The following is a 21,375-nucleotide window of genomic DNA, read 5'->3' as shown; positions in this document are numbered from 1 at the left end:
CACCCGCTGACGTCACAATACGCCCTGGGGGTAGGAACCCAGTACGCGCAACTCGGCTGCCCGCAGCTGGACTTCTTCCAGTACGGCGGTGACGCGCGGCTCGTCGCGATGACCTTTAAAGTCGATGAAAAAGACATAATTCCACACCCCGGTACGCGAAGGACGCGTCTCCAGGCGGGTCATATCGATTTGATGACGATGAAAAGGCTCAAGCAGATCGTGGAGAGCACCCGGCTGGTTGCGCATTGCCACCACAATCGACGTCTTGTCTTCTCCCGACATGGGAACATCGTGATTGCCGATGATTAAAAACCGGGTAGAGTTATCCGGACGGTCTTCAATCTTTTCTGCCACGTGGTCGAGGCTGTAGAGCTTGGCGGCCATGTCGCCGGCAATCGCCGCGCTGTGCCATTCGGTTTTCACCAATTTGGCGGCCTCGGCATTGGAAGATACCGGGACTCTTTCAGCGTGGGGATAGTGGGCGTCAAGCCACTTACGACACTGGGCAAAAGATTGAGGATGGGAATAGATACGCGAGACTTTATCGCGCCGGGTCGTTTCGCTGACCAGTAAGTGATGATGGATACGCAGGACGACTTCACCGCAAATGCGAATCGAGGAATCCATGAAGGTATCGAGCGTATGGTTGACCACTCCTTCGGTAGAGTTTTCTACCGGCACCACGCCGTAGTTGACGGCACCGGCTTCAACCTCGCGGAACACCTCATCAATGGCGGCCATGGGCAGACTGATCGCGCTTTCGCCGAAGTGCTTCAACGCCGCCTGCTGGGTAAAGGTTCCTTCAGGTCCCAGATAGGACACTTTGATGGGCTTTTCCAGCGCCAGGCAGGCGGACATGATCTCGCGGAACAGGCGCGCCATTTCCTCGGCGTCAAGCGGCCCCTCATTAAGCGCCATGATACGACGTAGCACCTGGGCTTCGCGCTCGGGTCGGTAGAATACCGCGTCTTTATCCTGAGCGAGCTTGAGATGCGCGACCTTCTGTGCGCAGCTAGCCCGCTCACTGATCAAGCGGAGGATATCATCATCCAGTTGGTCAATACGCTGGCGCAATTCGTCCAGATTGTTCGACGTGTCGGCCATGGTAATCAGCCCCTTCGTTGTTCGAAATCTGCCATGAAGGCAATCAAAGCGTCCACCGCTTCCTCTGGCACGGCGTTGTACAAGCTGGCGCGCATGCCACCGACGCTGCGGTGCCCTTTCAGGTTAAGGAGCCCCGTCTCATCGGCCTCTTTCAAGAAGGCGTTATCAAGCCTGGCGTCTGCCAAAACAAAGGGCACGTTCATGCGCGAGCGGTTATGAAGCGAAATCGGATTGCTGTACAAGCTGCTTTCGTCAATCGCGGCATAAAGCTTTTGAGCCTTGCGCTGGTTAATCGCATCCATCGCCTCTAGACCACCGATATCAGCTTTCAACCACTGGAAAACAAGTCCCGCCAGATACCATGCATAGGTTGGCGGCGTGTTGACCATCGAGCCCGCCTCGGCAAGCAACTGATAATCAAACAGGGAGGGAATGGTGGGCTGAGCGTTGCCCAGCAGGTCGTCGCGCACGAGAACCAAGGTCAATCCCGCCGGACCAATGTTTTTCTGCGCGCCCGCATAAATTAACCCGAACTGACTGACGTCCCGCGGCCCCGAGAGAATGTTGGACGACATATCACAGACAAGCGGTACGCTTGTGCCATCGTTACGTTGCACTTGTGGCGTGTAATCAAACTCCAGCCCGCCAATCGTTTCATTGGAGGTATAGTGCAGATAAGCAGCGTCGTCGCTGATCTTCAATGTGTCTCGCGCAGGCACCGCCGTATGGCCATTCGACTCACTGCTCGCCGCCACATGGCAGTCGAAGCCAAGCCGCTTGGCCTCGTTGAGCGCTTTTTTGCCCCAGATACCAGTTTGAATAAAGTTGCCTCGCCCTCCCTGACCCAAGAGGTTCATCGGCAGCATGGCAAACTGCAGGCTGGCGCCCCCTTGCAAAAACAGCACCTTGTAGTTGCTGGGAACGCCCAGCAACTCACGAAAATCGGCTTCTGCCTGCTCGGCGATTGCCACAAACTCATCGCTGCGATGACTCATTTCCATCACCGACAGACCGCGACCCTGGTAATCGAGCAGTTCGTCGCGGGCTCTCGCCAGCACGGCTTCAGGCAGCGCTGCAGGCCCCGCACAAAAATTATAACGACGTGTCATCGGCTCCGGCATCCTGTGCGTCATTATCGTTGGCGTCGTCTACTTCCACCTCTTCCAGCGACTCAAAATCGCTTTCTTCGGGCTCTTCGACGCGTACGGTCTTAACCAGCTTTTCTTCTTTACCGAGGCGAATCAACATGACCCCCTGGGTATTACGCGACGTGGTCGAGACTTCTTCCACACGTGTACGGACCAGCGTGCCGCGGTCGGTGATCAGCATCATTTCGTCACTGTCATAGACCTGCATGGCCGCTACCAGCGAACCGTTACGCTCGCTGGTTTGCATGGCAATCACACCTTGGCCGCCACGACCGCGAAGCGGGAAGGCTTCGAGACGGGTACGTTTTCCATAACCGTTCTCGCTGGCGGTAAGAATATAGATATGGCCCGCGCCGGATTGACCATCGACAACACTATCTGATGCGTCGTCTTCACCGTCATCAATCTGCTGCGTCTTGGGAATGATCAGGCTGATCACTTCCGCCTTGTCTGCCAGGCGCATACCGCGAACACCACGGGCCGTCCGGCCCATCGCCCGCACATTACCTTCCTCGAAGCGGATCGCTTTGCCGTTGGAAGACAGCAACATGGCATGATCGGAACCCGACGTAATCGCCGCGCCCACCAAGCGATCACCTTCTTCCAGATCAATCGCGATCAGGCCCACGCTGCGTGGGCGGGAGAACTGCTCAAGACTGGTGCGCTTGACCGTCCCCTGGGCGGTGGCAAACAGGATGTAGTGCTCAGGGTCATAGTCGCGCACTGGCAGGATGGCGTTGACCGCCTCACCTTCCTCAAGGGGCAACATGTTGACCAGCGGCTTGCCACGGGAGCCACGGCTCGCGTTAGGCATTTCGTAGACTTTAAGCCAGTACACCTTGCCGCGATTGGAGAACAGCAGCACCGTGTCATGGGTCGACGCCACCAGCAGGTGCTCGATCACGTCCTCGTCTTTCATGGCCGTAGCAGACTTGCCGCGACCACCGCGACGCTGAGCCTGGTAATCGGAAAGCGGCTGCGTCTTGGCGTAGCCTGAACGAGAGACCGTCACCACCATATCTTCTTCGGCAATCAGGTCTTCCATCGAAAGATCAAGGTGACTGGCCTGAATTTCGGTGCGACGGTCGTCGCCAAACTGGTCACGCACGGCGTTCAGCTCTTCACGGATCACTTTCATGAGGCGGTCCGGCGAGGCAAGAATCTCGGTCAGCTCAGCAATTTTTTCCAGGATGGAAAGGTATTCATCCAGCAGCTTCTCGGTTTCAAGACCGGTCAGGCGGTGCAGACGCAGTTCCAGGATGGCCTGGGCCTGGGCCGGCGACAACCGGTACTCGGTCGCGCTGGGATTGAGACCAAACCCTTCGTCAAGGTCTTCAGGCTTGCACGAGGTAGCCCCCGCGCGCTCCAGCATGCTGGTCACCTGGCCCGGCTGCCAGACGTTGGCCAGCAGCTTATCTTTCGCCTCGGACGCGTTGGGCGATGCCTTGATGAGTTCAATCACCTCATCAATGTTGGAAATCGCAACCGCCAGGCCTTCCAGAATATGGCCGCGTTCACGGGCTTTTTTGAGCTCAAACAGCGTTCGCCGAGTCACCACTTCACGGCGGTGACGGATAAACGCTTCGAGCATCTGCTTGAGGTTCAACGTGCGTGGCTGGCCGTTTTCAAGCGCCACCATGTTGATACCGAAGACGTTCTGCAGTTGCGTCTGAGCGAAGAGGTTATTCACCACCACATCGCCGGACTCACCGCGCTTGATTTCGATCACCACCCGCAGGCCGTCCTTGTCGGACTCATCGCGCAGCTCGGCGATGCCTTCGATCTTTTTCTCTTTGACCAGCTCGGCGATCTTCTCGATCAAACGCGCCTTGTTCACCTGGTAAGGCAACTCGGTAATGATAATGTGATCACGACCGGTTTTATCATCATGCTCGATGGTGTGACAGGCACGCACGTAAACGCGTCCCCGCCCGGTACGGTAGGCATCCAGGATCCCCGCACGGCCATTGATAATGCCACCCGTGGGGAAGTCCGGCCCGGGAATATACTGCATCAGGTCATCGACGCTGAGCGTATAGTCATCGATTAATGCCAGACAGCCGTCGATCACCTCACGCATATTGTGAGGCGGGATATTAGTCGCCATCCCCACGGCGATCCCTGACGACCCGTTGATCAGCAGGTTGGGAACCTTGGTGGGCAGGACGTCAGGGATGCGCTCGGTACCGTCATAGTTATCGACCCAGTCGACGGTATCCTTCTCGAGGTCGGCGAGTAGCTCATGGGCCAGGCGCGCCATGCGCACTTCGGTGTAACGCATGGCGGCCGCATTGTCGCCATCAATCGAACCGAAGTTGCCTTGACCATCGACCAGCACGTGGCGCATGGAGAAATGCTGCGCCATGCGAACGATGGTGTCGTATACCGCACTATCACCGTGCGGGTGGTATTTACCGATTACATCACCGACGACACGCGCCGACTTCTTGTACGGTTTATTCCAGTCATTGTTCAGTTCATGCATGGCAAACAGCACACGCCGATGAACAGGTTTCAGACCGTCACGCACATCAGGTAGCGCGCGGCCGATAATGACACTCATCGCATAGTCGAGGTACGACTGTTTGAGCTCGTCTTCAATATTGACGGGCAAGATTTCTCTGGCGATGTCACCCATGAAAGTCAGATCCTTTGCACTGCATTGGCACTGCGAGAGTTGAAAGCGCTTAAAAATACGGCCTGAAAAGACACAGCATAGCGGCGCCCAAATAATGCCCCATCATACCACTGCAATCGCATCAAGGGCAGCCAGTCGCAATGCCAAGACGCTTCAATCGGCAAATACCGACTTATCGACGTTTAACGCATCGAGCGTCTCGCGGACATTGCCATCAATTGGGCTGGCCTTGTTGGCCTGCACATCCAGCAACACAAAGGTAAGATCAGCCTGGGCCACCAGGCGGCCATCTTTTTGACGAATCTGATGGTGGCATACCGCACTTCGATCACCCACATCGATAATCCCCGTCATCACCACCAGGTCATCGCCTTGAACGGCGGCGGCACGGTAATCAATATTTAAATTTACCACCACAAATGCCCGCCCGGCGGCATGCAGTTCTTTCATGAGCGCGGGATGTTCATCGAAAAAGGCCCAGCGCCCTTCTTCCATGAATTCCAGGTAGCGGGCATTGTTGACGTGGCCGTAGCCATCCAGATGATACCCCCGCACACGAAGCTGGGTACGCGACACTGATTCGACTGACATAAGGACTCCTGGGTTGTTTGGGTTAATGACGCTAGCCGTTGACCGGCATGATTTGGCCAGCATAGCCATGAATGAAGCGCCGACAAACGTTAATCAAACACAAGTTTGAAACACTCGCAACAATGAACCACTTCGCGACGATACTGGTAGGAAAGCGCCGCTTTCGACATAATGTGCCACCTTTTACACAGGACAGGCGACATGTGGTTCAAACACCTGCACTTATATCGCGTACACAGCGCTCCTGAGCTAAGCCAGGAGGAGCTCAGTGAGGCACTGGATGCTCACGCAGCAGTGCCTTTGGGCAATGCCGACGCCCGCCGCCTAGGCTGGACAGCGCCTGCCGGACGACTGGGCAACGGCCAACGGTTGCATGAAATCCAGGGGCACCGACTACTGTCGGCGTTACGCCAGGAGCGCCTGCTTCCCGCCTCGGTCGTCAAGGAAGATGTTGACGAGCAAGTGGCAAGCATTGAAGCAAGTGAAGGCCGCAAGGTGACCCGCAAGGAAAAAACCGCCCTCAAGGAACAAGTGACCGAGGAACTGTTGCCTCGCGCCTTTGTCCGCAGTCAGAAAATTGATGTGTGGTGGGATACTCGCCGCCAGCTAATCGGCGTTAATGCCAGTTCGCGCACGCGGGCAGAAGATATTCTCGATCTGCTACGTGAATCCCTGGGCACCTTGAGCGTTACCCCGCTCGCCTCCCAGACGTTGCCCATGCGGGCAATGACGACTTGGCTAGGCGACCCCGCCAGTCGACCGGCAGACCTGCAATTGGGCGATCAAGTAGAGCTCAAGGCCAAAGGCGACGATGGCGTATTGCGTGCGCGGCAAGTCGATCTGGATAGCGACGAAATCCAGCAACTCCTTGAGAGTGGTCGCCAAGCCAGTAAACTCGCCATCCACATTGAGGGTCGCTTAAGCTTGGTCTTACACGACGACCTGGCTCTGAAATCGCTACGCTTTGGCGATGCCCTGATAGAAGAAGCCGACCAGGCCGACGATGGTGACGACGCGCTTGCCCGACTTGAGACCGACTTTATCCTCATGGCGAATGCCCTATCTGACGACATCGCCCGCTTGATGGAATGGCTTGGCGGTGAAATACAGCGGGAACCTTCACCGGCTTGATCAAGTGACGACACACGGCCAACGGCTATTGTTCACACATTTGATTTTATTGAAGAAATCTTACGGATCGCATGACACACCACAATAACGCTTCGACAGCCTCAATGCCATCAGACCCCTGGGCGGATGTTCGCCCCTATATGGATCATGAAGTGGCTGACGTACTTGCCAAGCTTTCGCGGGATAACGAGTTGCTGAATGCGCTTACCCGCTTCCGGCTGCCCCGTCTGGCCCGCTGGGCCCCGCCATTGGCGCGCGCCCTCGCCAGTCACGCGGTGCGCCGGGAAATCAAGGACGTCACCAGCGTACGTGAATTCCAGATGCGCATTGCCAGTTATATGGTGCGCATGATTCGCACCACCACCGATGCCTTCGAGGTGGCCGGACTAGACAAGCTCGACCCTGACAGTGCCTATTTATTTATCGGTAATCACCGGGATATTTCACTGGACCCGGCTTTCGTCAATTACGCCCTGTATCAGGCAGATCGAGACACAGTGCGTATTGCGATTGGTGACAATTTATTGAAAAAGCCCTACGTCACCGATCTCATGCGGCTCAACAAAAGCTTTATCGTCCCTCGCAGCGCTCGCGGCAAGCGTGCCATGCTCGCCGCTTACCAGAAGCTATCAGCCTATATCCGCCATTCGATTACCGAAGATCAACACTCGATCTGGATGGCGCAGCGGGAAGGTCGGGCCAAAAACGGTATCGATCGTACCGATCCTGCCATTATCAAAATGCTGACCATTGCGAGTCGTACCAGCAACCGTGACGCTCAGTTTGGCGATGCAATCGCCGAGCTCAAGCTTGTGCCGGTCTCGATCAGCTACGAGTACGACCCCTGCGATCTGCAAAAAGCCCAGGAACTTCACGATATCGACACGAAGGGTCACTACGCGAAAAGCGAATTCGAAGATATTCGCTCCATAGTGGCCGGCATTACCGGAACCAAAGGACGCGTCCAACTGCGCTTCGGCACGCCAATTGGAGCTGACATGGCCACCCCTGACGAAGTTGCCGCTGAAATTGACCGGCAGGTGATTGGTGGCTACCGACTGTTTCCCAGCCATTATCTCGCGCTTGAAGCACTGGGGGATGCGCCTGAATTGGTGGCCCGTCGCACCATTACCCGGGAAGACAGGGATCGCTTCAATGCGCGCCTGGCAAGCGTACCGGAAGCCTTGCGCCCCTACTGGTTGGCACAATACGCCAACCCGGTAAAACACAAGGCAGGACGTTTGACCAACTGAGGGCACCTGTCATGCTCGTTGGCTGAAAAAATGCTATTGTCGGGGTATTTAGTGGTCTCGCTCGACGCCCTGCCCGTCGCGATACAAAGGAGAACCCCATGTCCGCTTCAGAAATTCAGAAAACACGTATCATCAATGAGCTGCGCGGTTTTATTCGCAAGCTGCTGCAAGACCCCAAAATTCTCGAGCAATCGCTGACCATTGCCCGAGAAGAACTGGCCGAAGGCAGCAGTCCCGCCGTTATGGCGCGCATTGCCAACCAAATATCGGATACCACTAGCGTGCATATTCCAGAAGATTCCGCCGAGCATTCCGAAGCGGATAAGTTGTTTTTAGAGCTATTACGCGAAGTGGTTCAGGAGGAACAGGCGCTCTATTAACCCGTCGCCTGAGTCGCCTCAACGTTTTTATCTTTTTGTTAATGCCTGATCGGGATCTTCGTTCATCATGTCAACTACCTCCTCGCGCCGCATTCTGGTTACCAGCGCGCTGCCTTACGCTAACGGCGCCATCCATCTGGGCCACTTGCTTGAATATATCCAAACCGATATTTGGGTGCGTTTTCAGAAAAGCCGTGGCCAGCAGTGCTATTACGTCTGTGCTGACGACGCACACGGCACCGCCATCATGCTGCGTGCCGAGCTGGAAGGCATATCCTCCGAGGAATTAATCGACCGGGTTTCACGCGACCACCAAGCCGACTTTGCCCGATTCGGCGTTGCCTTTGATAACTATCACTCTACCCATTCCGATGAGAACCGCTATTACAGCGAACTGATCTATCAGCGCTTACGCGATAAAGGCCATATCGCCACGCGGGAAATTGAACAAATGTTCGACCCGCAAAAGGGGTTGTTTCTCGCTGATCGGTTCATTAAAGGCACCTGCCCCAAATGCAATGCGGACGATCAGTACGGTGATAACTGCGAAAAATGCGGTGCGACCTATACGCCCGCCGAGTTGATAGATCCGGTCTCGGCGATTTCTGGCGCCACCCCCGAAGTCCGCAGTTCCACGCACTACTTCTTCAAGTTGCCGGACTTTGCCGACTTCCTGCAGCGCTGGATCAATGACGGCCATGTACAGCCGCAGATTCGCAACAAGCTGATGGAGTGGTTTGAGTCGGGCTTTAACGAGTGGGATATCTCCCGCGACGCCCCCTATTTCGGCTTTGAAATCCCCGATGCCCCCGGCAAATACTTTTACGTCTGGCTGGACGCGCCAATCGGTTACCTGGCGAGCTTCAAAAACCTCTGCGATCGAGAGGGCATCGACTTTGATAGCTACTGGGAAAAGGGCTCTGACGCCGAAATCTATCACTTTATCGGCAAGGATATCGTCTATTTCCACGCACTCTTCTGGCCGGCCATGCTCGAAGGAGCGGACCTGCGAACACCCACCGCCGTTAACTGCCACGGTTTTGTCACCGTGGACGGTGCCAAGATGTCGAAGTCACGGGGCACCTTTATCAAGGCAGCCACCTACGCTGACTACCTGAACCCTGAATACCTGCGCTACTACTTTGCCGCCAAGTTGACGTCCAAGGTCGATGACCTTGACCTGAACCTTGACGATTTTGCCGCCCGGGTAAATGCTGACCTAGTCGGCAAGGTGGTCAACATTGCCAGCCGTTGTGCCGGCTTTGTCAAAAAGCTTGGCGGTGGTCGCCTGTCAGCCCATTGTAGCGAGCCGCAAATGGTCGCCCGGTTCATCGCCGCCGGCGACAGTATTGCCCAGGACTTTGAAGCGCGCGAATTCAGCCGCGCGATGCGCCACATCATGGAGCTGGCCGACGAGGCAAATACCTATATTGCCGAAAAAGAGCCCTGGGTACTCGCCAAGCAGGAAGGCCGCGATGCCGAGGTACTCGACATCTGTTCCGTAGGTATCAACCTGTTCCGCCAACTGATGGTTTACCTTGCGCCGGTGGTTCCCGACATGGCTGAGCAGGCAAGAGTGTTCCTGAACGTCGAGTCGCTGGACTGGGAAACTCGACAAAATGTGCTTGTCGACCATGACATCAACAAATTCAAACCCCTCATGCAGCGCATCGAGCGCGACAAGATTGACGCCATGATTGATGCCTCAAAGGAGGATATCGTGGAAGAGCAAAAACTTAAGGAAGCCCCCAAAAGTCCCTTGACAGACGATCCCATCGCGGCAGAAATCAGTTTCGATGAGTTTGCCAAGGTCGACCTGCGCATCGCGCGTATTGCCAAGGCAGAATACGTCGAGGGCGCGGACAAACTACTTCAACTGACCCTCGACCTGGGCGGCGAAACCCGCAATGTATTTTCAGGTATCCGCTCCGCCTATGCCCCGGAAGCGCTGGAAGGCCGTTTAACGGTCATGGTTGCCAACCTCGCGCCACGCAAAATGCGCTTCGGCGTATCCGAAGGCATGGTGCTCGCGTCGGCCGACCAGGAAGGTATCTACCTGCTCTCGCCAGACTCAGGCGCTGAACCGGGCCAGCGGGTCACCTAATCAAACCCAGTGTATAAAGCGTAAAAAGGCAGCGGCTTTACGTCGCTGCTTCCAATCGCGCTGGTCTTGAACTGTCACTAACATCCAGAGCATCATTCAGCCTTTCTCTAGCCAGCACCGAGATTTCTCCGCACAATACGCCGCAATGAATGAACTATTCGTGATCTTGATCAGCACCGCGCTGGTCAACAACTTCGTGCTGGTGCAGTTTCTTGGGTTATGCCCGTTCATGGGCGTATCCAACAAACTGGAATCGGCGATGGGCATGTCGTTGGCCACCACTTTTGTGCTGACCCTGGCATCCGCCGCCAGTTTCGTGGTCTACCACGGACTGCTGGTGCCTCTGGACGTTACCTATTTACGCACCATCAGCTTTATCGTGGTGATTGCCGCCGTGGTCCAATTCACCGATATCATGGTGCGCCAGTTAAGTCCCTTGCTGCACCGTGTACTGGGTATTTTTTTACCTCTGATTACCACCAACTGCGCGGTACTTGGCGTTGCCCTGCTGTCGCTTAATCGCGATCTCAGCTTTTTTGCCACCACCCTTTATGGGCTGGGCGCCGCGGTTGGGTTTTCACTGGTGCTGGTACTGTTTGCCGCCATGCGCGAACGCCTCGCCGCGGCGGATACACCGCGGCCATTCAAAGGTGCCGCCATCGCCATGATCACGGCCAGCTTGATGTCACTTGCCTTTATGGGCTTTTCTGGCCTGGTCCAAGGATAGGTGTATCAATGAGCGAGACATTCTCGATCATCGGCCTGCTAAGCGCCGTCGCAGTACTGACCGCGCTAGGCGTGGGATTTGGTGCCCTGCTGGGCGCCGTTAGCGAGCGTTTCAAGGGCGATGAATCCAGCCTGGTCGAGCAGATCGATACCCTGCTGCCGCAGACGCAGTGCGGGCAATGTGGCTATCCTGGCTGCCGCCCCTACGCCGAAGCCATCAACCAGGGCGATGCCATCAACAAGTGCCCGCCTGGCGGCGAAGCCACCATTACCGCCCTCGCCAATCTGTTGGGTCGCACGCCTGAACCATTGGATGGTGAAGCCCCGAGTGAGGATTTGGTGGCATTCATCCGCGAAGACGAGTGTATTGGCTGCACCAAATGTATCCAGGCGTGCCCGGTGGACGCAATCATTGGCGCCGCCAAACAGATGCACACCGTTATCGAGGATGAGTGCACCGGCTGCGATTTATGTCTGGAACCTTGTCCGGTCGATTGCATTGATATGCTGCCGCGAAGCACACCGCTGGACCAATGGCAGCCCGTCACCTATCCGCCCCAGGTCATTGCCAGTGACCGCCGCGCGTCAGTGGAGTTGCCTCATGGCACGCACGTTTGAGTTTCATGGCGGCGTCTACCCGCCCGAACGCAAACAGCGCTCCCAAGGACCGGTGCGCCATGCCAGGTTGCCCGGTCGCGTCGTGCTGCGCCTGGACCAGCACGCCGGCCGCCCTGCCCTCGCAACTGTCGCCGTGGGTGATAGCGTCAAGGTGGGCACGCCAATCGCCCGGCGCGACGGCATGATTTCAGCGGCCTTGCACGCCAGCATCAGCGGACAGGTCACCCAGGTGGATCGCCATACCATCACCATCGACGGTGACGGCGTTGATACCTGGCAACGATTGACGCCGCTTGAATGGCGTACCGCAAACGCAGAGCAATTGCTGACGCGCCTGGAACAAAGCGGCGTGGTGGGGCTTGGCGGCGCGGGCTTTCCTGCCCATATCAAGGCGCGCGTTGGCGAGCGCCAGCGGATCGATACCCTGGTGGTCAACGCCGCCGAATGCGAACCCTATATCACCGTGGATGACCTGACGCTCCAGCAGTACGCCTTGGATGTGCTGGAAGGCGCCCAGCTCATCGCCTCGCTTTGTGGCGCCAAGCAGATCGTTGTCGGCATTGAAGATAACAAGACCGAGGCGATAAGTGCCCTGCATCAAGCGGTGGCGGGAAGCCAACCGCTCAGTGTGACCGTCAGCGTGATCGCCACCCGTTACCCCAGCGGGGGCGAGCGCCAGTTGATTAAAACGCTGCTCAACCGCGACGTGCCCGACAAGGGGCTGCCCGCTGACGTGGGTGTGCTCTGTCAAAATCCCGGCACGCTACTGGCAGCCCTGCGCTCGGTTCGCGATGGCGAACCGCTGATTGAACGACTGGTAACCCTGACCGGTGAGGCCATCGCCGACCCCGGCAATCGCTGGGTACGGATTGGTACGCCGATGGCTACTCTGCTCGATGAGGCGGGCCTGAATCGCTCAGTACTTCATCAACTAGTCGAGGGCGGCCCCATGATGGGCACGCCACTTGCCGACCTTGAAGGCGTGGTGACTAAAACCACCAACTGTTTGATTGCCGCCACGCGGGATGAGCTACCGCCTGCGCCGCCCGAATCGCCCTGTATACGTTGCGGGGCGTGTGAAGAGGTCTGCCCGGCCAATCTATTACCCCAGCAACTGCATTGGTATGCGCGCGCGCAAGACGACGCCAAGCTGGCACACTACCGCCTGTTCGACTGCATCGAGTGCAATGCCTGTAGCTACGTATGCCCGAGCCATATTCCTCTGGTCGCCGATTATCGCCACGCCAAAACCCGGCTTCGCCACCAGCGACTCGAAACCGCCAAGGCTGAGCATGCCAAGCATCGCTTTGAATGGCGCCAGGCGCGGCTTGCCCGCGAGGAAGCAGAAAAGCAAGCGCGCCGTCAGGCACGTCGTGCCAAGCAGACGACGCAACAGACCGACTCCCAGGCCACCTCTCCTCAGGCCGACCTGAGAAGTTTGCGCATCGCCCAAACCGCGGCTAAAGCCGCCGTAAGAAAAGCCGAGAAAAACCTCGCGCGGGCCGCCCAGCAAGACCCTCAACAGCCCCATGACGACCTCGAAATTCAGTTGGCCACCGCTCAGGAAAACCTGCAGGCGGCCGAGGCACGCCTCGCCGAGGCTCGTGAAGCAGGCGAACCCCAAGAGACTCCATAAGTATGCTGCACGCGTCCCAGGTAGACGACCGAACCCGCTTAACGACAACGCCCAGCACCGGCGACATCATGCGCTGGGTGATTATTGCCACACTGCCCGGCCTTGCCACCATGACGTTTTTTTTCGGCCTGGGCGTAGTCAGCAATGTCGTCCTTGCCACCGCCTTTGGATTAGGGCTGGAAGCGCTTTTCTTGCGGCTGCGCCAGCGCAACTTGCGGTCGCTCAATGATGCCAGCGCGCTGCTCACTGGTGTGTTGCTCGGCGCCTCGTTACCGCCGGCCAGCCCCTGGTGGCTGATCGGCATTGGCATGGTTGCGGCAATTGTGGTCGCCAAGCAGCTTTACGGCGGACTGGGGCAAAACCCCTTCAATCCAGCCATGGTGGGCTATGCGCTGCTACTGGTGTCGTTTCCCACCTATATGACCCTATGGCCTGCCCCCCAGTCGCTGTGGCCAGATACGCTCGGCAGCCAAATCATGGGCAGTATCTCGCTCGAGCAGATCGACGCTTTAAGTGGCGCCACACCACTGGACGCCTTCAAACATAAAGCCGACGGGCTAACCGCCAGCCAGTTTTGGGCTAACCCGCCGCTGCCCCCTGGCACCCTCCGTGCCTGGCAGTGGATAGCGGCGGCCTGGACAGCAGGCGGTGCACTGCTGCTTGCCAAACGCCTGATCAGCTGGCACATCCCCGTGGCCATGCTTGGCAGCATGACGGCCGCCGCCGCATTGATTTACGTGTTTAATCCCGAGAACGCCGCCTCGCCGTGGCTGCACCTGTTCACCGGCGCGACGCTGTTTGGCGCATTTTTCATTGCCACTGACCCGGTGTCCGCCGCCACCAGCCAGCGCGGCAAGCTGATCTACGGTGCGGGAATCGGCCTGCTGGTCATCGTGATTCGCACCTGGGGCGGCTACCCCGATGCGGTCGCCTTTGCCGTGCTACTGATGAACCTGTGTGTACCGCTGCTGGATATTTACACGGTGCCCGCCGCGGCGGAACCGCGATCCGCTGACAGGGCACGACCATGAGCATCCTGAACGCCATGCAGCGCGGTGCGCTGACGTTAGGCCTGTTTGCCTTGATCACGGCGGGCAGCGTCGCCTCACTGCGAGCGTTGACTGCCGAGCGCATCGACGCGCACCAGCAAGCCTATCAGCAACGCCAGCGCCAGGCCGTGCTGCCCGAAGCGCTTACCCAGCAGGCAACGGTATCGCCCATTTCATTACCCAACGCTGAAAAACTCGGCTACCCCGACGGTACGACCGGCTGGCAAGTGGAAAACGACCAGCAACGCGCCGTCGTGATCCCGGTGGTCACCCGGCGCGGCTATAACGGCGATATCCACCTGCTCGTGGGGCTCGATGAGCAACAGCGTATCAGCGGGGTTCGCGTTACCCGGCATCAGGAAACCCCGGGGCTTGGCGACGACATCGAGCGCCGCCGTAGCGATTGGATCACCCACTTCGATGGCTTACGCTTGGATTCCCTCGCCCCCGAAGACTGGGCAGTGCAGAAAGATGGCGGTCATTTTGATGCCTTTACCGGCGCTACCATTACGCCCCGCGCCGTGGTCGATGCCGTGCACAGTGCCCTACAATATGCGGCCAACCATCCACCACTTGAAAACTCACCCAGGCGGCAAGCAGAGGAGCCAACGCAATGAGCCAACTTGGCCAGCTTTCACGTGAAGGACTATGGTCAAACAACCCGGCGCTGGTTCAACTGCTGGGGCTATGCCCGTTATTGGCCGTCAGCGCGAGTGTGGTCAACGCATTGGGGCTGGCCATCGCCACGCTGGTCGTCATGGTCGGCGCCAGCACCACAGTATCGCTGATTCGTCATCAGGTACCCAGCGCCGTCCGCCTGCCTGCCTTTGTGATGATTATTGCCGCCTTTGTCACCTGCGCTGAGCTGCTAATGGCCGCCTACGCCTACCCGCTTTACCAGGTGCTGGGGATTTTTATTCCGCTGATTGTGACCAACTGCGCCATTCTGGGTCGTGCCGAAGCGTTTGCCTCGCGCCAGCCGGTACTCCCTGCCGCCGTTGATGGTTTGATGATGGGGCTCGGCTTTGGCGCCGTATTGGTGGTGCTGGGGGCATTACGCGAGCTACTGGGCCAGGGGACGCTGTTCCGGGAAATGGCGCTGTTGTTCGGCCCACTGGCCGACGGTTGGCGGTTGACGCTGGTCGACGACTATCAGTTTCTGTTTTTTGTGCTTCCTCCCGGCGCGTTTTTCGTCGCGGGGCTACTGATCGCGCTGAAAAACTGTATTGACCAACGCCGTGAGGCATCTTCACAACCCAAGACCGTCACACCTCGTGAACAGCGCCGCGTCCGCGTCACCGGTACGATCAAATAACCCAGGGACTGACCATGAATGCCCAAAAGCGTCATGAAATTTTCGCCCGACTGCAGGCAGAAAACCCTCACCCAACGACTGAACTCAATTGGCATACGCCTTTCGAGCTGCTCGCCGCGGTGCTGCTCTCCGCCCAGGCCACCGACGTCGGCGTCAACAAGGCAACCGCCCGTCTTTTCCCGGTCGCCAATACCCCGCAGGGCATTATCGACCTGGGTATCGATGACCTGAAAGCCCATATCAAGACCATCGGCCTGTACAACGCCAAGGCCGAAAACCTGATGAAAACCTGCCATCAACTGGTTGAACACCACGATGGTGAAGTGCCTCAGACTCGCGCTGCGCTAGAGGCCTTGCCCGGCGTGGGACGCAAGACGGCTAATGTCATTTTGAATACGGCCTTCGGCCAACCGACCATGGCGGTGGATACGCACATTTTCCGGGTCGCCAACCGAACCGGCATTGCCAAGGGCAAGAATGTCGTCGAGGTCGAACAAAAGCTAATGCGCCACGTCCCCAAAGCTTTTCTGCAGGACGCCCACCACTGGCTGATCCTGCACGGCCGCTATACGTGCATCGCCCGCAAGCCACGATGCGGCAGCTGCATCATTGAAGATTTATGCGACTATAAAGACAAAACCGAGATCGCTTAAACGGGTAATTAATTGCGCCAGGGGAAAACCATTCATGCCAACGCCCGCCTCACTGCTTCACGACCAGCCTATCGAACAACGCATCGACGCCCTGTTTGATTTATCGCGCCAGCACGCGGCGCACTTTTGCAGTCCTGAAGCCTGGCTGGGTAGACAGCGCTATATCGCCAAGCATCCGACCTCGCTGCTGGTGATGAAATGCATGGACGGTCGCATCCATATCCCCCACGCCACGCGCACGCCGCTTGGCATCATTACCCCTTTTCGCAACCTCGGCGGGATTTTCGACCTTGGCTGGCCGTACCTGGGGGAGTTGCTGACCGAGGCCGTCATTGATGCGGCCGAAGAAGGCCGTGGCACCCTAATGCTGATTACCTACCACTTTTCCCAGGGGAATAAAGCGCGAGGTTGTGCAGGATTCGATTGCGATACACAAGCCGCCAGGGATCATGCTGACGCGATCGCTGAGCAGGCCGCGCATTTATTCGGTCACGAGCGTCAGCAGGTTTATCCGCTCGTTTGCGGCTTTGAAACCGACAGCGATGCATTGATAGTGCATGGCCAGCACGGCGCAACATTGGATATTCGTGACTATCTTGGTCACTCACCAGCGCAGCTCAGCGCTGCCCTGCAGGCAACATGCCCCGATATGCCTGCCGAGATGCGTCGCGACCTGCTGCCCTTATTGACCGGCAACCTCGCCCACGTCGACGAGCTACAGGGCGTCAAGCGGGAGCTGGATATCGAGCACCGCGAGTGGGTAATCTGCGTTGGTCGGGGCTTTGATTTTCTGCACCTACCCAATACCGCACTGATCATTGGCCCTTACGGGCCTGATCTCGCAGCGCCCATTGGCACCGCCGCTTCGATCATTGACGCCAATCGCCAGGCAGGACGCATCCCTGATGATGGTTTTCTGCTGCTTGCCTCGACGCCCTATCAGCACAGTGGGGTTGACCGCGCCCGCGCCGAACTCAAATCACGTTTCTTATCCGAGTTTGCGGCACAGGTCATTCGCCGGGAGCATCCTGAGCTGGCCACTACCATGCGGCAACACACGGCCGTTGTTCATTGGCCGACTCGCCGCCTCGATCAACTACGTACGTCTTCCGTCAGCAGTGCTGAATAGGCCGCCTGCCATGCTGGCCACTCCCATTGGGTCGTATTCAGCGGCTCGGGCTGGTCTGTCGGCGTGGTGAGCCAACGGCACAGCTGATCGTAAAGCCCGTCTCGCGTGCCATCGTAACGATAGGCATCGGGATAAAGCGCCGGAAAGCAAAGGCGGTCAGGTACCAGCGGTCGCGCGCCCCGCTGAGCCGCCTCCATGATCGCCAGCCCCTGAAACTCATGCCAGGTGGTCGACACCACGATGCCTGCCATATCCAGTTCAGCCTGATAGCGCCCTTCCGGCAGCGGCCCCCAGGCAGTGATATGCGGCGCAAGACGTTGCTCAGCCTCGGCAAATATCGGCGGGACATCACGAAAGCGCTGCCCCACCACCGCCAACTCGAAGGCCATCCCCTGGTCGCTCAGTGTAAAAAGCACCTCGAAAAAATCCTCGGGGTTCTTGTCGTACTCCCAGCGGTGGTTCCACAGAATTCGCCGGGGATGACGCTGGCCGTGATGCTCGCCCTCAAGGGGCATGATCGGCACAGGCATTACTTTTGCGCGCTTGCGCAGCGCCTCAAGGTGTTTTACCGCTGGCACATTCTCGGGCATTTTTTTCAAAAAGGCGCGCGCACCATCGATGAAGGAGTCCCGGTTAAAGGCGGTATTAAAAATCACCGTGTCGGCCGCCAGCGCGGCATACAGATTGACCATTTTGCCTTCCGCCGGGGATTGCTGAGCCTCCGACACAGGGTAGGCAAACTGATTCTCATGAAAATAGACAACCTTGTGCGCTTGGCCAAGGGTGGGGAACAAGCCGATTAACGTCGCCAAATCCACCATCGAGGTCGCCAGCACCACATCATACGGCTGACTCAGCGTTTCGTGCTCTTTAAGCAGCCAGGTCAATGGGTTACCGCGGACACGCCAGCGGAAATGGCGGGCTGGCAAGCGCAGTTGAGTCCACTCGACAGATTCGACGTGACGTATGACGCTGTCGGCCCAGTAGCGATGGCTCACGGCATCATAGGCGGATAGCAATAAAACCCGCTTCTGGCGGTTAAATGGAGCGTTCATTAGGGTCTCGTTGAGTAGCGGGGAGACAATTGTGTAATAACCGGGCGTTGCTTGTCATCACAGCCGTAGGCTACCTATTGATAATCCACAGCGATCGCTTTGTTACCAAGGTCGTCTTGGCGCGGCAGGCTCGCCTACCTACACTCTGGCTAATAGTGGGCAAATACAGACGGCCCCAACACCTTTAATCCAGGGAGAGCACGATGGCCAGAGTGCTTGTGGTCGATGACGAACCCAATATCCTTATCTCGCTTGAGTTTCTTATGCAGCAAGCGGGCTTCGACGTAATGACGGCAGAAGACGGCGAGCAAGCGCTTGCGCATGTACAACAAACCAAGCCTGACCTTATCTTGCTGGACATTAGCCTGCCCGGTATTAGCGGTTTTGATGTGCTGGAGCGGTTACGCCAAGACAGCAATACGGCGACGCTACCTATCATTATGCTGACCGCTCACGGCCGAGAAGTGGAGCGGGAAAAAGGCATGGCACTGGGGGCTGATGATTACATCACCAAGCCCTTCTCAACCCAGGCGTTGGTCGAAAAAGTCAATGCATTGCTAACGGGAAACACCTCATGACAAAAGGCGGACTGCCCAAACGCCAGCGGTTGATTGGCCTATGGCTTCTGCTTAGCGGTATCAGCCTGCTGGGCGGGGCTGTCTTTGCTGCCTGGCTGGATGCTCAATTGGCCCCGAGCGGGGCGACGCGAGTCGCCTTATGGCTGGGCAGTTTTTCCGGCGGCGTGACGATTTTCCTGGCGGGATTGCTGCTTGAACGCATGCTGTTTACCCCACTGCGCCACCTGCAGGTTCAGTTGGCGCGCCTGGTGGCAAACCCTGATGCACGCGATGAATACCCGCCCGAAGGCTGGCTGAAAGGCTTGGGGCCAGACCTGCACCGGGTTCGCGAGAGCTGGCGAGACGATCGTAGCCGCCTGGCCACGGCGCATACAGAAGGGGCGCGCAGCGCCGCCAAAATTCGCCAGGAACTTGAAACCCTGCTGCAGGTGCTCGAAACCCCTCTCCTGCTGTGTGACCATCACCGCCGTGTGATGCTGTTCAACCAGGCAGCTGAAGACTTCTTCGCCGACAATACCGGCCTTGGCCTGGGCAAACGCCTGGAGGCGCTCCTGCCGGTTGCTAGCTTGCAGCAAGCGATCAGCCAGCTACCCAATGACGGCGCGCCGCGTGAACTCCTTTCTCCCTGTGACGATCGCTGGCTGAAAGTCATTTTGCGCCGCGTTCCGGGCAGCGACGGCGAAACGCTGTTGACGTTCAGTGACGCGACAGCCTCCTGGTCGAGCGAAATGGGGGTACGTGCGGAGCTTGCTGACATGTTGACACCCCTTCGCCAGCATACCGCGAGCCTGACCAGTGCCGCTGACGCGCTGATCCAGTTGCGTCATCAAGGGGATCTGGAAACCTCATCACTGCGCCAGCGGCTTGAACACGTCATCCAGGAGGAAGGCGCTACGCTTGGCGACAATGTCGCTAAAATCGGTCAGTTGCTCGATGATATGCAGCACCAGGGCGAACGCCTGACGCCCATGTGGTCCAACGATTTCTGGCAAGCCCTGGACGAACGCCTCGATCCAGAACACCGCCTGATTACCCCCGTCGGCATGCCAGCCTGGTTCAAGGGCGACGCACCGGCCCTGATTGCCCTGTTCGACTCACTCTGCAAACACCTCAACGCGCACCTGCCCGACAGCGGCTTTGAGGGCGAAATGTGCCTGGGTAATAAGCGTGTCTATCTAGACCTTATCTGGCACGGCAAGGCGTTGCCCGAGCATGCGCTGGCCGAATGGCGGCAGCAACCGTTGCCGTCACTGCCGCTAAGCCCCAACGTTGCCGATGTGCTGCGCCAGCATGCCAGCGATATCTGGAGCCTGGCGGACGACAATGGCATCCACGCCCGCCTACGCCTTCCGCTACCCGCCATGGATCGCGTGGGCGCCCCGCGGGAAACCGCCCCGCCGCGCCCGGAATTCCATGACTTTGGCATTGCCGACCTTCCGCCGCCGGATGAAGCCCTCGCCAGCCGCTCGCTGCGCAGCCTGGATGTGGTGGCGTTTGATACCGAAACCACCGGGCTTGAGCTGCGCCGCGGCGATACCGTGATTAGCCTGGGCGCCTGTCGCGTGGTTAATGCGCGGCTGTTGGCAAGTGACGTCTTCGATCAAAAAGTCGACCCCAAGCGGCCTATCCCGCTGGCCAGTACCGCCATTCATGGGCTTACCGATGCAGATGTGGCGGGCGCGCCGCCATTGGATATCGTGCTTAGCCGTTTTCGTGACTATGTCGGCGAAGCGGTGCTGCTGGCCCATAACGCCGCCTTTGACTTACTTGCCATCAGCCATCACGGCGTCACCTTTGATCTTCCCGTGATCGATACCCTGCTTATCTCACGCGCGCTAGACGAAGCGCTGGATGGGCACGACCTCGATAGCCTTGCCCAGCGATACGACCTGGCCTTCCCGCCCGGCACACGCCACACGGCGCTGGGCGATGCCCGGGTCACCGCCGAACTCTGGCTCGCGCTACTACCGCGCCTGGAAGCCCGCGGCATCAATACCCTGGAGCAGCTGCTCGCTCTTCAGGCCAATGCCTTCGACCGACAGGATGCCAGCGCCTAATGACACCGTCAGACCATCAAACACGCAAAACGGAACGCCTGGTCGCTTTAGTCGCCATTGCCTTGCTGCTATTTTGCCCGCCCCTGATCATTGTGGTTGACCGCCTTCCCTCACCCCACGTGAGCTGGCTGCCGCTGTATCTATTTTGCGCCTGGGCAATCGTCATCGGCCTGGCAGCGTGGCTGATGGAACACCGTGCGGGACGCTGAC

Annotated in this window: 20 protein-coding genes; 15 read left to right on the top strand and 5 right to left on the bottom strand. The window is 58.1% G+C overall.

The annotated features are described in order from the left end of the window. Positions 1-12: 12 nt before the first annotated feature. From pheA to HXW73_RS08155, 4 genes are all read right to left on the bottom strand, one after another. Positions 13-1,104: a prephenate dehydratase gene (gene pheA, locus HXW73_RS08170; RefSeq protein WP_186255725.1), complete on the bottom strand. Its 1,092-nt coding sequence runs from the start codon at positions 1,102-1,104 to the stop codon at positions 13-15. Positions 1,105-1,109: 5 nt separating this feature from the next. Next, positions 1,110-2,213, bottom strand: coding sequence for a 3-phosphoserine/phosphohydroxythreonine transaminase (serC, locus tag HXW73_RS08165; protein WP_186255724.1), 1,104 nt, complete (start codon positions 2,211-2,213; stop codon positions 1,110-1,112). After that, positions 2,197-4,890 carry a DNA gyrase subunit A gene (gene gyrA / locus HXW73_RS08160; RefSeq protein WP_186255723.1) on the bottom strand — a complete coding sequence of 898 codons (2,694 nt, stop codon included), beginning with the start codon at positions 4,888-4,890 and terminating at the stop codon, positions 2,197-2,199. Before gyrA ends, serC begins: the two co-directional genes overlap by 17 nt. A gap of 153 nt (positions 4,891-5,043) precedes the next feature. Further along, positions 5,044-5,481, bottom strand: a complete 438-nt coding sequence (locus tag HXW73_RS08155; protein WP_186255722.1) for an acyl-CoA thioesterase — start codon at positions 5,479-5,481, stop codon at positions 5,044-5,046. 201 nt (positions 5,482-5,682) lie between these two features. Here HXW73_RS08155 and HXW73_RS08150 point away from each other — a divergent pair, with 201 nt between their 5' ends. The 12 genes from HXW73_RS08150 (at position 5,683) to HXW73_RS08095 (ending at position 17,475) form a co-directional block, all read left to right on the top strand. After that, complete coding sequence (locus tag HXW73_RS08150) at positions 5,683-6,612, top strand: recombination-associated protein RdgC (RefSeq protein WP_186255721.1); 930 nt, start codon at positions 5,683-5,685, stop codon at positions 6,610-6,612. Positions 6,613-6,683: 71 nt separating this feature from the next. Further along, positions 6,684-7,865, top strand: coding sequence for a 1-acyl-sn-glycerol-3-phosphate acyltransferase (locus HXW73_RS08145; protein ID WP_186255720.1), 1,182 nt, complete (start codon positions 6,684-6,686; stop codon positions 7,863-7,865). Between the two features lie 98 nt (positions 7,866-7,963). Further along, positions 7,964-8,245, top strand: a complete 282-nt coding sequence (locus tag HXW73_RS08140) for a hypothetical protein (RefSeq protein WP_186255719.1) — start codon at positions 7,964-7,966, stop codon at positions 8,243-8,245. A gap of 67 nt (positions 8,246-8,312) precedes the next feature. Further along, complete coding sequence (gene metG, locus HXW73_RS08135) at positions 8,313-10,349, top strand: methionine--tRNA ligase (protein ID WP_186255718.1); 2,037 nt, start codon at positions 8,313-8,315, stop codon at positions 10,347-10,349. A 145-nt stretch (positions 10,350-10,494) separates the two neighbouring features. Then, entirely contained in the window at positions 10,495-11,076 is a 582-nt protein-coding gene (gene rsxA / locus HXW73_RS08130) for an electron transport complex subunit RsxA (RefSeq protein ID WP_186255717.1), read from the top strand. Positions 11,077-11,084: 8 nt separating this feature from the next. Continuing rightward, a complete protein-coding gene (rsxB, locus tag HXW73_RS08125; RefSeq protein WP_186255716.1) occupies positions 11,085-11,693 on the top strand; it encodes an electron transport complex subunit RsxB in 609 nt (202 codons plus the stop codon). Next, positions 11,677-13,329, top strand: coding sequence for an electron transport complex subunit RsxC (rsxC, locus tag HXW73_RS08120; protein ID WP_186255715.1), 1,653 nt, complete (start codon positions 11,677-11,679; stop codon positions 13,327-13,329). Before rsxB ends, rsxC begins: the two co-directional genes overlap by 17 nt. Further along, positions 13,326-14,360 (top strand): RnfABCDGE type electron transport complex subunit D, encoded by a 1,035-nt coding sequence (locus HXW73_RS08115; RefSeq protein WP_186255960.1) that lies wholly within the window; start codon positions 13,326-13,328, stop codon positions 14,358-14,360. The genes rsxC and HXW73_RS08115 overlap by 4 nt, the downstream gene beginning before the upstream one ends. Then, positions 14,357-14,995 (top strand): electron transport complex subunit RsxG, encoded by a 639-nt coding sequence (gene rsxG, locus HXW73_RS08110; protein ID WP_186255714.1) that lies wholly within the window; start codon positions 14,357-14,359, stop codon positions 14,993-14,995. The genes HXW73_RS08115 and rsxG overlap by 4 nt, the downstream gene beginning before the upstream one ends. Then, positions 14,992-15,693 carry an electron transport complex subunit E gene (locus HXW73_RS08105; RefSeq protein ID WP_186255713.1) on the top strand — a complete coding sequence of 234 codons (702 nt, stop codon included), beginning with the start codon at positions 14,992-14,994 and terminating at the stop codon, positions 15,691-15,693. Before rsxG ends, HXW73_RS08105 begins: the two co-directional genes overlap by 4 nt. A 14-nt stretch (positions 15,694-15,707) precedes the next feature. After that, the gene (gene nth / locus HXW73_RS08100) at positions 15,708-16,346 is read left to right on the top strand and encodes an endonuclease III (RefSeq protein ID WP_186255712.1); all 639 of its coding nucleotides are present in this window, start codon (positions 15,708-15,710) and stop codon (positions 16,344-16,346) included. Between the two features lie 34 nt (positions 16,347-16,380). Further along, positions 16,381-17,475: a carboxysome shell carbonic anhydrase domain-containg protein gene (locus HXW73_RS08095; protein WP_186255711.1), complete on the top strand. Its 1,095-nt coding sequence runs from the start codon at positions 16,381-16,383 to the stop codon at positions 17,473-17,475. Here the strand turns inward: HXW73_RS08095 and HXW73_RS08090 are convergent. After that, positions 17,439-18,530 carry a tRNA-queuosine alpha-mannosyltransferase domain-containing protein gene (locus HXW73_RS08090; protein WP_186255710.1) on the bottom strand — a complete coding sequence of 364 codons (1,092 nt, stop codon included), beginning with the start codon at positions 18,528-18,530 and terminating at the stop codon, positions 17,439-17,441. The genes HXW73_RS08095 and HXW73_RS08090 overlap by 37 nt on opposite strands. A gap of 203 nt (positions 18,531-18,733) precedes the next feature. Between HXW73_RS08090 and HXW73_RS08085 the strand changes: the two genes are divergently transcribed. From HXW73_RS08085 to HXW73_RS08075, 3 genes are read left to right on the top strand one after another with little or no spacing between them, the layout of a single operon-like run. Continuing rightward, positions 18,734-19,108 (top strand): response regulator transcription factor, encoded by a 375-nt coding sequence (locus tag HXW73_RS08085; protein ID WP_186255709.1) that lies wholly within the window; start codon positions 18,734-18,736, stop codon positions 19,106-19,108. Then, positions 19,105-21,165 (top strand): 3'-5' exonuclease, encoded by a 2,061-nt coding sequence (locus tag HXW73_RS08080; RefSeq protein ID WP_186255708.1) that lies wholly within the window; start codon positions 19,105-19,107, stop codon positions 21,163-21,165. Before HXW73_RS08085 ends, HXW73_RS08080 begins: the two co-directional genes overlap by 4 nt. Further along, positions 21,165-21,374 (top strand): hypothetical protein, encoded by a 210-nt coding sequence (locus tag HXW73_RS08075; RefSeq protein WP_186255707.1) that lies wholly within the window; start codon positions 21,165-21,167, stop codon positions 21,372-21,374. Before HXW73_RS08080 ends, HXW73_RS08075 begins: the two co-directional genes overlap by 1 nt. Position 21,375 lies beyond the last annotated feature (1 nt).

This window comes from Halomonas sp. SH5A2 (assembly GCF_014263395.1).
Taxonomy (GTDB): domain Bacteria; phylum Pseudomonadota; class Gammaproteobacteria; order Pseudomonadales; family Halomonadaceae; genus Vreelandella.
The sequence above is the reverse complement of the archived record's forward strand: the minus strand, read 5'-3'. Positions and strand labels throughout refer to the sequence as shown.

Coding starts and splice junctions, on each gene's coding strand:
- pheA (WP_186255725.1), bottom strand. CDS start 1,104: ATGGCCGACACGTCGAACAATCTGGACGAATTGCGCCAGCGTATTGAC.
- serC (WP_186255724.1), bottom strand. CDS start 2,213: ATGACACGTCGTTATAATTTTTGTGCGGGGCCTGCAGCGCTGCCTGAA.
- gyrA (WP_186255723.1), bottom strand. CDS start 4,890: ATGGGTGACATCGCCAGAGAAATCTTGCCCGTCAATATTGAAGACGAG.
- HXW73_RS08155 (WP_186255722.1), bottom strand. CDS start 5,481: ATGTCAGTCGAATCAGTGTCGCGTACCCAGCTTCGTGTGCGGGGGTAT.
- HXW73_RS08150 (WP_186255721.1), top strand. CDS start 5,683: ATGTGGTTCAAACACCTGCACTTATATCGCGTACACAGCGCTCCTGAG.
- HXW73_RS08145 (WP_186255720.1), top strand. CDS start 6,684: ATGACACACCACAATAACGCTTCGACAGCCTCAATGCCATCAGACCCC.
- HXW73_RS08140 (WP_186255719.1), top strand. CDS start 7,964: ATGTCCGCTTCAGAAATTCAGAAAACACGTATCATCAATGAGCTGCGC.
- metG (WP_186255718.1), top strand. CDS start 8,313: ATGTCAACTACCTCCTCGCGCCGCATTCTGGTTACCAGCGCGCTGCCT.
- rsxA (WP_186255717.1), top strand. CDS start 10,495: ATGAATGAACTATTCGTGATCTTGATCAGCACCGCGCTGGTCAACAAC.
- rsxB (WP_186255716.1), top strand. CDS start 11,085: ATGAGCGAGACATTCTCGATCATCGGCCTGCTAAGCGCCGTCGCAGTA.
- rsxC (WP_186255715.1), top strand. CDS start 11,677: ATGGCACGCACGTTTGAGTTTCATGGCGGCGTCTACCCGCCCGAACGC.
- rsxG (WP_186255714.1), top strand. CDS start 14,357: ATGAGCATCCTGAACGCCATGCAGCGCGGTGCGCTGACGTTAGGCCTG.
- HXW73_RS08105 (WP_186255713.1), top strand. CDS start 14,992: ATGAGCCAACTTGGCCAGCTTTCACGTGAAGGACTATGGTCAAACAAC.
- nth (WP_186255712.1), top strand. CDS start 15,708: ATGAATGCCCAAAAGCGTCATGAAATTTTCGCCCGACTGCAGGCAGAA.
- HXW73_RS08095 (WP_186255711.1), top strand. CDS start 16,381: ATGCCAACGCCCGCCTCACTGCTTCACGACCAGCCTATCGAACAACGC.
- HXW73_RS08090 (WP_186255710.1), bottom strand. CDS start 18,530: ATGAACGCTCCATTTAACCGCCAGAAGCGGGTTTTATTGCTATCCGCC.
- HXW73_RS08085 (WP_186255709.1), top strand. CDS start 18,734: ATGGCCAGAGTGCTTGTGGTCGATGACGAACCCAATATCCTTATCTCG.
- HXW73_RS08080 (WP_186255708.1), top strand. CDS start 19,105: ATGACAAAAGGCGGACTGCCCAAACGCCAGCGGTTGATTGGCCTATGG.
- HXW73_RS08075 (WP_186255707.1), top strand. CDS start 21,165: ATGACACCGTCAGACCATCAAACACGCAAAACGGAACGCCTGGTCGCT.